Here is a 12,615-nt window from a genome sequence, read left to right as displayed (position 1 = left end):
TCGAAGGGACTGGGCCAGTGGGCCACTACAAGAGCAACGTCCGAGACCTCGAGTTCAATCTGCTGGAGGTCTTCGGGCTGGAGGACGTACTGGGCACCGGCGCGTTCGGTGACCTGGATGGCGACACCGTGCGAACGATGCTTGTCGAAGCGGCACGGATCGCCGAGGGACCAGCCGCGGCATCGTTCGCCGAAACTGACCGCAACCCTCCGGAATTCGATCCCGAGACCCACACCGTGCGGCTACCGGAGGCGTTCAAGCGTTCGGTGCGAGCGTGGCAGGCCGGTGAATGGTGGCGTATCGCGAAGTCCGAGGCCATCGGCGGCATCCCGGCACCGCGCATGCTCGCATGGGCTGTCAGCGAACTCATCCTGGGCGCCCAACCGGCGGCATACATGTACCTGACCGGGCCCAACATGGCCGATATCGTCGACCGCATCGGTACCGAAGCCCAACGTCGCTGGGGCAGGATCGCGGTCGAAAAGAACTGGGGCGCCACAATGGTGCTGACCGAGCCGGACGCCGGCTCCGACGTCGGCGCCGGTCGTACCACGGCCATCGAACAGGAGGACGGCTCCTGGCACATCGAGGGCGTGAAGAGGTTCATCACCTCGGCCGATGCCGACGACCTGCACGAAAACATCATCCACCAGGTCCTGGCTCGCCCCGAGGGCGCCGGCCCGGGAACCAAGGGCCTGAGTCTGTTTCTGGTGCCGAAGTTCCACTTCGACCACGAGACCGGTGAACTCGGTGATCGCAACGGGGTGTTCGTCACCAACGTCGAGCACAAAATGGGCCTGAAAGCCTCGGCCACCTGTGAACTCACCTTCGGCGGACACGGCGTGCCCGCCAAGGGCTGGCTCGTCGGTGACGCGCACAGCGGCATCGCACAGATGTTCCAGGTCATCGAGGAAGCCCGCATGATGGTCGGCACCAAAGCCATTGCGACCCTGTCGACCGGTTACCTCAACGCGCTGGAATACGCCAAGACCCGTGTTCAGGGCGCCGACCTGACTCAGATCGCCGACAAGACCGCTCCGAAGGTGACCATCAGCCACCACCCGGATGTCCGGCGGTCGCTGATGATGCAGAAGGCCTACGCAGAAGGCCTGCGCGCGATATACCTCTACACCGCGGCACACCAGGACCCGGTCACCGCGCTGCGGGTTTCGGGCGCCGACGCCGAGCTGGCCGCCCGCGTGAACGACCTGCTGCTCCCGATCGTCAAGGGTGTCGGCTCCGAGCGCGCCTACCAGTACCTGACCGACTCGCTGCAGACCTTCGGTGGCTCCGGCTTCCTGCAGGACTACCCGATCGAGCAGTACATCCGCGACGCCAAGATCGACTCGCTCTACGAGGGCACCACCGCCATCCAGGCGCAGGACTTCTTCTTCCGCAAAATCGCCCGCGACCGCGGCGTCGCTTTCGCCCATATCGCCGATCATGTCCGGGCAACCGCCCAGCCCGAATCCGGCACGCCTGAGTTCAAAGCCGAACGCGCGCTACTGATGACCGCACTCGACGACGTGCAGGCGATGACCGCCACCCTGACACAGCACCTGCTCGCGGCAGCGGGTGACAGTCGGGAGCTCTACAAGATCGGGCTGGAGTCGGTCCGCTTCCTGCTCGCAGTAGGCGATCTGCTGATCGGGTGGCGACTGTTGGTAGCCGCCGAAGTCGCTTCGATCGCCCTTCCCTCCGCTACCAGGGACAAGGACCTCTATGCAGGCAAGATCGCGGTTGCGTCCTACTTCGCCAGAACCGTCCTGCCGCGGCTCAGCGCCGACCGTGTGGTGATATCGGAAATAGATACCGCGATCATGGAGCTCGACGAGGCCGCCTTCTGACCTTCGGGCCGGCGCCGACCTGCCGCGGTCGGCGCCGGTCGGCATCCGCTCTTCGACGGAATACGGGAACGCAGCGTCTGCGGTGCGCGAAAATCGTTAGTGCTCAACGCGTTCCGGACGTCGAACCGGCTCGGCGTTCGAGCCCCTTTCTGTCGTAGAAGCTGGTTGCGACAAGGCCGATGACCAGACCGATCGCCAGACCGAGGAGTGCCATCCACACTCCGTGAGCCAAGCCTGAGCTCGCTCGGGCGTCGTAGTAGAGGATTGCCCGGACCGTGACGGGCCGCTCTACGTCGCCGGGCACAACACTGGCCGCGCCGAGGATGGAGACACGCTTGGTGAAGTCGCTCGGAATGACGATCGCCCCGTAGATCGTGCCGTTGAGCATTGCCCTGTGTAGCTCCGGCAGACCCATTTCACGCAGATCGACTGTGTCGGCAGGAATCTGCTGAACCAGCGCGGCCTCGATCTGATCACCCACGTTGACCTGTTGACCTCCGACGACGTCTCCGACGTCGAGGTTGACCAGTCCGACCGGGAAGTCGTGCAAGTTCCCCTCCGGGTCGACGATGTATCCCAGATACATCGTGGCCAGCAGCGCCGCGAGCACTGCGACGACAGCACTGGGCCGGAGCCACCTCATCAGGTCCTTAACGGTGATCGCCATGGAACCGTCTCCTTTCCTGACTGCCTGGCAACTACGTACTACCGACCATTTCGATCATCGACCACGAGCTCTTCGCAGGTCAAGCAACTATTGATGAAATTATCAGCACCTGTCGCCGGTGATCGGGAGATCAGCACTGCCACCACGGAGCTCGACCCGGATTCCCGAATCGGTCACGATCACCGATTCCGGCTGAAGTCCCAGCGGATAGTCGCGGAGACCTTGCATCAGCAGGTCTGCGATCTCGTCCGCAAGCTGCGTCGGGACACCGCGGGCGGATACCGTCTCGACCCGGATCGCCCCGCCTTCGATGAAGGGGCGCAGACGTACTGAGACCACTCCGACGATCCCTGTGACATCAACCGTGCCGTCGACGGCTGACGTGCTGACATCACCGGCCAGGCCATGCAACGTCCGCTCGATGTCTTCAGCACCCCAGTCGACGCGCGCTTCGGAGCTGCCCACGGTGGCCGAACCGCCGTCCTTCGACAGAGAGACCCGGTGCAGCGTGGTGTGGACTGCCATGCCCACCGCCGGCCCGAACTGGGCATTGTCGCCGTCTACGGTCAGCTCCGGGATCTGCCGGTCGATCAGACTGAGCACGACTGGACGCGTGCCGAGGTTCACGTCCACCGAAGAACCGAGGTCATCGTGCAGACCGGCAGCCAGACAATGCTCGAGGCGGTTCCTCAGGTAGAGCTCAGCGGACGTTATCCCGATCGTCGCCAGCACGAGCGCGACAACGAGTCCGAGCGTGGCACCGCGCGCGATTCTTCGCCGTGCGCTCCGCGCAGGGACGTGGTCATGACCAACGGCATCCAACTCTTGAAGCTTCATGCATCCTCCTCCAGACCCCTGCGGATCCAGGGATGATCCAGGGTGCCATTTGCATCACTGCACCAATAGTGACGAAATCATCATATATGACCGAAGCGGCCAAGTTGGGTGATTTCGCCCACCTACCGGCCGATGCCCGAGCAGGCGATATCGACAGCGAGCCGCAGGCCACCCAGTGTGCTGGTGACCAACTCTGCCCGGCCGCCGTGCAGTTCGGCCTGTTGCGCAACCAACGCGAGCCCCAGGCCCGAGCCTTCACGTGCGGCGCCGGTGCCGCGCCGGAACCGGGCGAATACCGCTGTCCGCTCGCCCTCCGGGAGACCGGCACCGTTGTCGTCGACCGCCAGCAGCACCCCGTGCCCGGCTCGCTGCACCGAAATCTCGATCCGCGTAGCCCGCCCGTGGCGTACCGCGTTGGCAATCGCGTTGTCGAGGATCAGCCGAATTCCGGCTGGGGAGCAATGGCAATCCGCTCGTTCATCGCCTGATACGCCCAGGTGGATTCCCGGATGCACGCGCGCCGCATCCGCGATCGCCAAGTAGGCCAGCTCGACCAGATCGGCAGGTTCATTCGCATGCTCGGAGGTGAGCTCGCCGGCAGCCAGCAGTTCCAATGCCACCAGAGTCGATTCCACTCGGCTGTGTTTTCGCAGTGCATCTCCGAGGATCTCCGCGCGCACATCGGCAACCAGTTCGACGTCACGCGCGATCTCGATATCGGTGCGCATTGCGGTCAGCGGAGTTCGCAGCTCATGGGCCGCCGAGTTCGCGAACGTCCTGGCTGTCTCGAGAGCGGACATCGTCCGCTGCTGCGCCGAGTCGATGCGCGCGAGCATCGACCGGACAGCAGCAGTGAGCTGTTCGGCCTCCCGCACACGGAACCACCCACCCGCCTCGGGGAGTCCGCCACCTTCGTCGATTCGGCGTGTCAGGTCCACCAGCGGTCTGATCGCCCGGCCACCGAGAATCCAACCCAACCCTGATGCGACGGCGATCGCTGCCGCGCCGGCGAGGAGCACGTGCTGGCGCTGCTCACGTGTTACCGATTCCGCCGCGGACAACGGGGCGGCGACCGACACAGAATGGGGGCCGATGGGCGATTGCTCTACCACCATGGTCTTGACACGGTATCCGGCATCCGCCATCACCAAGGTCTGATGCCCTGCGGGTAGTCGTGGGAGCTCCGTTGACGTACTCGCCAGGACAGTGCCGTCGTGAGAGAGAGTGATCGCCGCGATACCGCCGTCACTCAACCGGCCGATGAACAGCTGTGCCGTACCGACATTGGCTTCGACGAGCCCCGTCATGATGTCCAGCTGTTCATCGACATGCCGGATGTTGTTCTCCTCGATGGCAACGAACAAGAAGACAGCAAGGGCGCCGACGATGAGCGTGGTTCCCGTCGCGGCGGCCACCGCGACTCGCGTTCGCAGAGAAAGGATTCCATTCACGGCAGTTCCTCCCGTAGTACGAATCCCACGGCTCGCACCGTGTGCAGTAGGCGGGGGACGCCGCCGGTCTCCAGCTTTCGACGAAGGTGACCGACGACAACGTCCACGACGTTCGTCTGCGGTCGAAAGTCATAGCCCCATACCGTTTCCAGCAACCGGTCACGGGTCACGACCGAACCACGGTGGGCGGCCAGCACGCTGATCAGCTCGAACTCCCGTCGCGTCAGCGGAACGTCCCGGCCCTGCACCGACACCAGGCGTGCCGCGAACTCGATGCGTAGCGCACCCACAGTGACCGATTCCTGTGCAGCACTCCAGCCGCTACCGCGCCGCCGAAGCAGAGCATGTAATCGCGCGGTCAGTTCCACGAAGTCGAACGGCTTGGTCAGGTAGTCGTCGGCGCCGAGTTCGAGCCCCTCGACGCGGTCGGTCACCCGGGTACGGCCACTCAGCACACAAATGGGCACGTCGCTGCCGAGTGCGCGCAGCGCGGTGATGAAGGCCAGCCCATCCAATCCCGGCATCTCGATGTCGAGTACCACGACGTCGGGCATGCGCGTGCGGATCGCGGTCAGCGCCCCCGCGCCGTCAGCCGCGACACACACCCCGAACCCGTGTAGACGTAGACCGCGTTCCAGTGATTCACGCACATCGGCGTCGTCGTCGACGATCAGCACAGTCCCGTACTCGCCCGACACGGTGCGGACCTCGACTGCGTTCACTTCGCGCGTCGGCGTCGTGCGCGCAGTGGTTGCTGGGTTCACCTGAAATCTCTTCCTCTGCCGGTCGGACACTTCCCTATCGGAGGTTTACCGATTGCTTGAGAGTTCTCTGACAGCGATTGCTGATCAGAGCATCATCTGTGACGGTTTATACCAGCAGTGAGCAACTCCGCCGATGACGCCGGTCACGCTGCTGTCCCGACAACCCATCAGCGCAGACCGACGAAGGAGCAAGAAAGGTGCGAGTGAACGTTCACGCCGCGGCCATCGCGTTGGCTGCCGGTACAGCCATCACGATGGCCGCGGGCACGGCCATCCAAGGCATGACCGCGAGCAGTGCCGGAGCCGACCCGGGCTGCCCCGCCGTCTATGTCATCGCGATACCAGGCACGTGGGAGACCGGTGAAACAAGGCACACCACCGGCCCCGGCATGCTGGCCGGCGTAACCGATGGTCTGCCCGCGCACGAGCAGGTGGCCTATGTCGATTACCCCGCGACGGCCTTCCCCTGGGAGGGCAAGGCCTATGGCGCATCACAGAAGGTCGCCGTGGATACCGCACGGGAGATGATGCGCACCACTGCGGAGCGCTGCGCGAACACGCACTTCGCTCTAGTCGGCTACAGCCAGGGCGCGGACGCTGCCGGCGACCTGGCGGCAGAGATCGGACGTGGCCGTGGCGTGGTGTCGCCGGACCGCCTGAAAGCGGTCGGCCTGCTCTCCGACCCACAACGGTCACCGGCCGACATCCAGGTCGGCCCACCCGCCGCCGGCGTCGGCGTCCGGGGGTCGCGTCCAGAAGGGTTCGGGTCGATCGCTTCCCGCGTCCGCACCATCTGCGCGATCGGCGACCTCTACTGCTCGACAGACGACGAAGACTTCATCACCGTCATCGCCGGCAGCTTGGCCGGCATCTCCGACGACCACCCCGACGACCTCCCCCTCTACCGAGCCAGAGCAGCCGAATTGCTGGCCGCCCTGCGATCCACCGACGAACAGGGCGGACTCAGCGAACAGGCACGCACTGAACGCGCACGTCAGCTGGCCAACTTCTACGGATCCGGAACGCACATGTCGTACGGCAGCTACCGGGTAGACGGCAGTCACACCGCCGTCACCTGGCTCCACGACTGGCTCTCCGGACTCGGCTGACCTGCCATCCAGACCCTCCCCGGGAATCTCCACCACCACAAGAAAGAACAGAAATGCGCATCAAATACCTCACAGCAGTCTCTGCGGTCATGATCGGCGCGCTGGCCGCCGGCGTCGGGACCGCACACGCCGCCCCCTCCGAGGACCTCGGTGTCGTGAACTACACCACGGCCACAACCGACAAGACCACACTCATCCAGATCGACGCGGGCTCCCTGGTCGTCGAGGATGGCACCCTGAAGGTGAAGGCGCCGGACGGCAAGGTCCTCGCCGGCACCGAACTGAAGTTCCGCGTCGACGAATTCGTCTTCCCCATCGAAGCCGAGATCAAGGAGCGGACGGCGACGCTCACCCCGCAGTTCACCCTCGACAAGGCTCACTACGAGCCGATCGCACTGCCGTACGAAGATCAGGCCACTTGGAAGAACGACTACGACCGCGAGAAGGACGCGTGGAGCCGCATGACCAGCACCATCGGACTCGGCGCTTCGATCGGCGCGATGGTCGGCGGCATCGGCGGCGCAGCGGTGGGCTGCGTCATCGGCGGCGCGACGGGAGCGTCCCTCACCGGTGCTCTTGCCACCATGTTCAGTGGACTGCCCGCCGAAGTTCAGGGTTGCATCGCGGGCGTCGCGGCCGGCGGCTTCCTCGGCGTGCTGGCCGGCCAGCTGCTGATCGCCGCCCCGGTGGCGATTTACGCCGCGGTCCAGTACTTCACCACGATCAACCAGCCGTCGGTGAAGAGCGAGCAGCAGCAGAAGAGCGAGCAGCAGGCGAAGTAGCGCTCCGAAACTTCGGTCTGCCGGGCCGACCGTGTCCGTCGGCCCGGCAGACCGAACAGGACCCAAGATCACCGGTTCAGTGAGCAATTTGATCGCATCTGATATTTTCGTCAGCGATTGAGCGCGTTACTCGGCTCGATCAGCTCGATCGAACACTCCCACAACGCGGCATCGACCGCCGAGCGGATACCGACCATCCCGGCACCACCAAGTGCGGATCCGCGGTGCGGCTGAACCAACCGCCAGGAAGGACATACTCGTGAACGAATCCGATACACCGTCACGCGCCGGCGTGAGCCGCCGCCGCATGCTGGGTGGGACCGTCGCAGGCACCCTCGGCATAGCCGCGGCGACGGCCCTCCCCCTGAGCACGTCGACTCAGTTCGGCGCGGCCGGAACGGCCCGCGCTCAGCAGGCCGCGCCGAGCGGCACGTATCGCATCGACCTGCACTCCCACGTGCTGCCACCGGACTACCGGGCGGCATTGCTGTCGCACGGACACTTCACCATCGGCGGCTACCCGACTCCCGAGTGGTCACCCGAGTCCGCGCTGGCGTTCATGGACTACTACGGCATCCAGGCCCAGGCCCTGTCGGTCTCCGACCCCGGCGTCGGGTTCCTGCCCGCGGGCAAGGAAGCCAACGACATGGCTCGCTACTGCAACGACTATGTCGCCGGGCTCACCAAGCAACACCCCACGCGCTTCGGCTCGTTCGCGGTCCTCCCTATGCCGGACATCGCCGCGTCGGTCGCCGAGGCGATCCACGCCCTCGACGTCCTCCACGCCGACGGCATCGTCCTACTGTCCGCCTACAACGGCGTGTACCTGGGCGACCCCTCCTACGAGCCCTTGATGATTGCGCTGAACGAGCGCAAGGCCTACGTTTTCGTGCACCCCGCCGCGATCCCGGACGACGCCAAGCCAACCTTGCCCTTGCCCGACTTCCTCGAAGAGTTCACGTTCGACACGACCCGAGCCGCGACGATGATGATGCTGACCGGCGTCACCCAGCGGTACCCCAACATCCGCTTCCAACTCTCCCACGCAGGCGGCACCCTGCCGTTCCTGTCGTGGCGGATCGGCGTCGCGTCGGAGACGGCGATCGGCGAAAACTGGCCGCAGGGCCTGGGTAAGCCATCCCTGCTCGACGCGAAGACACAGATCTCGCGATTCTTCTACGACACCGCACTCAGCGCGTCTCCTGCCGCGATGTCGGCAGTTTCGGCCGTGACGAGTCGAGACCATATCGTCTTCGGTTCCGACTGGCCGTTCAGCGCGACCACCCTGCCACAGTCCGGAACCCATGACCCCGCCCCGGGACTCAGCGACATCTTCGATGCCGACCAGCGCATGGAAGTCGAGCACCACGCCCCGCTGCGCCAGCTTCCCAGACTGGCCGCGGCGATCAACGCAGGCTGACCTCCCATCCGCCTGCCGCCGGGCGCGCAGCGGCCCTCTGCGCGCCCGGCAGCTCCCTGAGCCCGGTTTGCCGATTGCCTTCCAGTCACAACAACCACATATGATTAAGTCATCACTATTGATCTTGACTGCGGAGGGGTCGTGCAGACAATTCTCATCACTGGCGCAACGTCAGGCATCGGCCTGGAATGCGCCATCCAACTCGCTCCTGGCACGCACCTCGTGCTGGTCGGCCGAGACGAAGCCCGGCTGCAAGCCGCATCGACAAGAGCCCGTGCGGCGGGCGCCGCCCGAACGGATGTGCTCCAGGCCGATTTCGCGTCGCTCGCCTCCGTGCGATCTCTCGCGACGACAGTACGCAATCGGTACGACGCGATCGACATCCTGATCAATAATGCGGGCGCGGTGTTTGCGTCGCATACCACGACCGAAGACGGATACGAAGCCACCTTCGCCGTCAATCATCTTGCGCCATACCTCTTGACCGAGTCCGTCAAGCCGCTGCTCGTGTCCCCGGAGTCAGCCCGCATCGTGATCACGGCATCCACCGCGCACTACCGCGGCAACATCGACTTCGACGACCTCCACTACCTTCGCGGCTACTCGACCATGAAGGCATACGCGAGGTCCAAACTCGCCAACGTCCTGTACGCCCGAAGCCTTGCCGCGGAGCTCGAACAGTCCAGGGTCACGGTCAATGCCGTTCACCCGGGGATGGTAGCCACCGGCATATGGAACAACGCCCCGTGGTTCGCCAAGCCGATCGTGGCAGCGGTCAAGCGCGTACGAATGATTCCAGCAGCCGACGGGGCTCACCGACTCACCGCCCTCGCCACGGACCCCGCGCTGAAAGACACCACCGGCGGCTACTTCGAGGACGGTGAGCTGCGCCTGCCGTCCATGGAGGCACAGGACCCGATCCTGGGGCAGCGTCTTCGCGAGGCCAGCGACCAACTTGTCGGTCTGCATTCGTGACGGAACCCCACACAGGCGCTGTGACGCCGGCGACCATTGGCTATCAGGCACCGGACCCAGTCCTCGTCGTCGACGACGACGTGCACATCCGCGAGTCGCTCGAGCGGGGGCTGACCCTCCTCGGCTTCGAGGTGCGTACAGCAGCCGACGGAGTCGAGGCGATCCATGTTTTCAGAAGCCATCCACCGGCCGCGATAGTCCTCGACCTCCAGATGCCGAATCTCGACGGACTCCAGGTGATTCGTGCGATCCGTGCGCTCGGTAGCGATGTACCGATATGCATCCTCAGCGCGAAGACCGGTCTCGCCGAGCGAGTCGAAGGCCTCGAGGTGGGCGCTGACGACTACCTCGTGAAACCGTTTGTTCTCGAGGAACTCACCGCACGTCTCCACGCGATGCTGCGCCGTACCCGCGGCCAGCAGGTCGTCCACCCACCTACCTTCACAATCGGTCCGCTTCAGATCAGCGACTCGTCTCGACGCGTCACGATCGCGGGCAAGGAAATCGCCCTGACGCGGCGCGAGTACGACCTGCTGCATACTCTCGCCCTGCACCACGGTCAGACAGTAAGCCGCGAGCAGCTCCTCGAACTGGTGTGGGGGTACAGTTTTCCGACGCAGAGCAACGTGGTCGGAGTCTTCATTTCTCACCTTCGACGCAAATTGGAATCAGGTGACCACGACCGATTGATTCACACCATCCATGGCGTCGGGTACGTGCTGAGAAGCGACCTGGATTAAAATTTGTCTCAGAATCAGGCAGCCAGAATCTTCACATCTGCTCCGTAGGATCCAATTCGAGCTGGGCGCCGCCCAGCCGACCAGTCGCACAACTGGATCCGACTACCCCAGAAAAGAGACGAAGCGTTGATCGCGCTCGCCCGAATGACATTTTGGCTGTCCCTGTTCTCATCGCTCGCAGTACTTCTCGTCTACACGACCGTGCCTCGCGCGAACGCCGCCTTCAACCCGACCGGAGTCGACTTCTGGGTCGACTCCGACATGGGGCCCGTCAAGAGCCGAGTATTCCGCGCGGCAGACGGCAACACACAGCGTGTGGTGTATGCCCTCGATGGCATGTGGGCACGCGAAGACCTCAACGGATGGGAAATCGAAACAGAGGTCGCTCGAACTCTGACGGAAAACAATATCAACGTTGTGATGCCGATCGGCGGACAGTCCAGCTTCTACATGGACTGGGACCGCCCCTCCCGTCAGCCGGAGAGCTCACCATCCGAAATCGCAAATATTTCGGTGGAAGCAGCGGAGACCGGCCCCGGAAAATCCTACACCTACACCTGGGAAACACTGCTGACTCGGGTACTGCCTGGCGCATTGCACGAACGACTCGGCCTGTCCCCGGTACGTAACGGCGTAGTGGGACTCTCGATGGGCGGAAGCGCTGCGCTGGCGCTCGCGGCCCACCACCCGAGTCAGTTCAGCTATGCCGCATCACTGTCCGGATATCTCAGCCCTTCGGCGCCGGGCATGCGCGGGGCGATCGCCGCGGCGATGGCCAAGGCCGGTGGCTACAATATCGCGTGCATGATCAGTTCGCCGACGTCCGATAAATGGGAACGAATGGATCCCATGTTCTTCGCGCCCGACTTGATCAAGAACGGGACCAGGGTCTGGGTGTCGGCCGCAACCGGTGTGCCGACAGAGTCGGGTGAGCCGAGTCGGGCGGCGGCAGAGGGATCAGCGCTCGAGACACTCTCCCTGAGCAACTCACGTTCGTTCCAGGCGCGGATGACCGCACTAGGGGCACCTGCTGTGACCTACGACTTTCCTTCCGCCGGCATCCACGCCTGGAAGTACTGGGAAGCCCAGGTGATCAAGATGCTTCCCACCTTGTCCGGGGCTATCGGCTGAACCGATCCGACTAGGTTCTGTCCTGTAAGTCATCGGAGCCAGAGGATGATCGCGGCGATGGTGAGTTCGGCCTGGTAGTAGACGGCGCGTTTGGCGTAGCGGGTGGCCAGGTCACGGAATTGCTTGAGTCTGTTGAAGCATCGCTCGACCACATTGCGCTGCATGTAGGTCTCATGGTCGAACATCGGTGGCCGACCGCCCGCCGATCCCTTGGCCCGTCGGCGGGCGATCTGGTCGTCTCGTTCGGGACTGACGAATCTGACTCGCCGGCGGCGCAGCGCGGCTCGGGTCGATGGATGTGCATACGCTTTGTCGGCAATCACGGTCTCCGGCCGTGTCCGTGGCCTGCCGGGGCCGGTGCGGGCAACGCTGATCCCGTCGAGCAGCGGCAGGATTTGCGGGTTGTCACCGGCCTGACCGGGTGTGAGCAACACTCGCATCGGCAGGCCGCGGCCATCGACTGCGAGATGGATCTTGGTACTCAGCCCGCCGCGCGACCGGCCGAGCGCTTCCCCATCGACGGCGATGTTTGCGCTTGTGGCGCCCCCTTTTTCCGGGCACCGGCAGCGTGCTGGTGGGCCCGGACAATGGTCGAATCCACACTCAGGGTCCACTCGACCTGCCCGATCGAGTCATCCTTGACGATCACCTCATCCAGAATCGCCTGCCAGGTGCCGTCGACGGTCCACATCCGCAGCCGCTCGTGGGCGGTCTTCCACGGCCCATATCGTTCGGGCAGGTCACGCCACGGTGCGCCGGTCCGGAGTTTCCACAGAATCGCATTGATCACCTGCCGGTGATCACGCCACCGTCGGCCCCGGCCCGATACCGGCAACATGGGCTCGATCCGAGCCCATGCCCGATCCGTCAACTCGCCACGACCAACCACGTT

General features: G+C 64.4%; 12 protein-coding genes. 7 read left to right on the top strand and 5 right to left on the bottom strand.

The annotated features are described in order from the left end of the window. Positions 1-17: 17 nt before the first annotated feature. The gene (locus ACWF9G_RS02190; protein WP_452513030.1) at positions 18-1,847 is read left to right on the top strand and encodes an acyl-CoA dehydrogenase; all 1,830 of its coding nucleotides are present in this window, start codon (positions 18-20) and stop codon (positions 1,845-1,847) included. A gap of 103 nt (positions 1,848-1,950) precedes the next feature. Here ACWF9G_RS02190 and ACWF9G_RS02185 read toward each other — a convergent pair whose 3' ends face one another. The 4 genes from ACWF9G_RS02185 to ACWF9G_RS02170 form a co-directional block, all read right to left on the bottom strand. After that, entirely contained in the window at positions 1,951-2,514 is a 564-nt protein-coding gene (locus tag ACWF9G_RS02185) for a YhgE/Pip domain-containing protein (protein WP_452513029.1), read from the bottom strand. Positions 2,515-2,616: 102 nt separating this feature from the next. Then, entirely contained in the window at positions 2,617-3,351 is a 735-nt protein-coding gene (locus ACWF9G_RS02180) for an LmeA family phospholipid-binding protein (protein WP_452513028.1), read from the bottom strand. Between the two features lie 122 nt (positions 3,352-3,473). After that, positions 3,474-4,766, bottom strand: a complete 1,293-nt coding sequence (locus ACWF9G_RS02175; protein ID WP_452513026.1) for a sensor histidine kinase — start codon at positions 4,764-4,766, stop codon at positions 3,474-3,476. Positions 4,767-4,798: 32 nt separating this feature from the next. Next, positions 4,799-5,500: a response regulator transcription factor gene (locus tag ACWF9G_RS02170; RefSeq protein ID WP_452513358.1), complete on the bottom strand. Its 702-nt coding sequence runs from the start codon at positions 5,498-5,500 to the stop codon at positions 4,799-4,801. A gap of 263 nt (positions 5,501-5,763) precedes the next feature. Between ACWF9G_RS02170 and ACWF9G_RS02165 the strand changes: the two genes are divergently transcribed. The 6 genes from ACWF9G_RS02165 to ACWF9G_RS02140 all read left to right on the top strand — a co-directional run bounded on the left by ACWF9G_RS02165 (position 5,764) and on the right by ACWF9G_RS02140 (position 11,723). After that, positions 5,764-6,675: a cutinase family protein gene (locus ACWF9G_RS02165; RefSeq protein WP_452513025.1), complete on the top strand. Its 912-nt coding sequence runs from the start codon at positions 5,764-5,766 to the stop codon at positions 6,673-6,675. A 53-nt stretch (positions 6,676-6,728) separates the two neighbouring features. Continuing rightward, positions 6,729-7,457, top strand: a complete 729-nt coding sequence (locus ACWF9G_RS02160; protein ID WP_452513024.1) for a hypothetical protein — start codon at positions 6,729-6,731, stop codon at positions 7,455-7,457. Positions 7,458-7,716: 259 nt separating this feature from the next. Further along, a complete protein-coding gene (locus ACWF9G_RS02155; protein ID WP_452513023.1) occupies positions 7,717-8,877 on the top strand; it encodes an amidohydrolase family protein in 1,161 nt (386 codons plus the stop codon). A 141-nt stretch (positions 8,878-9,018) separates the two neighbouring features. Beyond that, a complete protein-coding gene (locus ACWF9G_RS02150; protein ID WP_452513022.1) occupies positions 9,019-9,852 on the top strand; it encodes an SDR family NAD(P)-dependent oxidoreductase in 834 nt (277 codons plus the stop codon). A 20-nt stretch (positions 9,853-9,872) separates the two neighbouring features. Continuing rightward, entirely contained in the window at positions 9,873-10,592 is a 720-nt protein-coding gene (locus tag ACWF9G_RS02145) for a response regulator transcription factor (protein WP_452513021.1), read from the top strand. 126 nt (positions 10,593-10,718) lie between these two features. Next, positions 10,719-11,723 carry an alpha/beta hydrolase gene (locus ACWF9G_RS02140; RefSeq protein ID WP_452513019.1) on the top strand — a complete coding sequence of 335 codons (1,005 nt, stop codon included), beginning with the start codon at positions 10,719-10,721 and terminating at the stop codon, positions 11,721-11,723. Between the two features lie 29 nt (positions 11,724-11,752). On the opposite strand, the gene ACWF9G_RS02135 is transcribed toward ACWF9G_RS02140, so the two are convergent. After that, a protein-coding gene (locus tag ACWF9G_RS02135) for an IS5 family transposase (protein ID WP_452513017.1) occupies positions 11,753-12,561 on the bottom strand; the annotation gives its coding sequence in 2 pieces (ribosomal slippage) (positions 11,753-12,249 and positions 12,249-12,561; 810 coding nt in all). Positions 12,562-12,615: the final 54 nt, after the last annotated feature.

The sequence above is a fragment of the Nocardia sp. NPDC055029 genome, assembly GCF_053608525.1.
The sequence above is the reverse complement of the archived record's forward strand: the minus strand, read 5'-3'. Positions and strand labels throughout refer to the sequence as shown.

What these genes read in the sequence shown, in the direction of transcription:
- ACWF9G_RS02185 (WP_452513029.1), bottom strand. Translation starts at nt 2,514, where the DNA reads ATGGCGATCACCGTTAAGGACCTGATGAGGTGGCTCCGGCCCAGTGCT.
- ACWF9G_RS02180 (WP_452513028.1), bottom strand. Translation starts at nt 3,351, where the DNA reads ATGAAGCTTCAAGAGTTGGATGCCGTTGGTCATGACCACGTCCCTGCG.
- ACWF9G_RS02160 (WP_452513024.1), top strand. Translation starts at nt 6,729, where the DNA reads ATGCGCATCAAATACCTCACAGCAGTCTCTGCGGTCATGATCGGCGCG.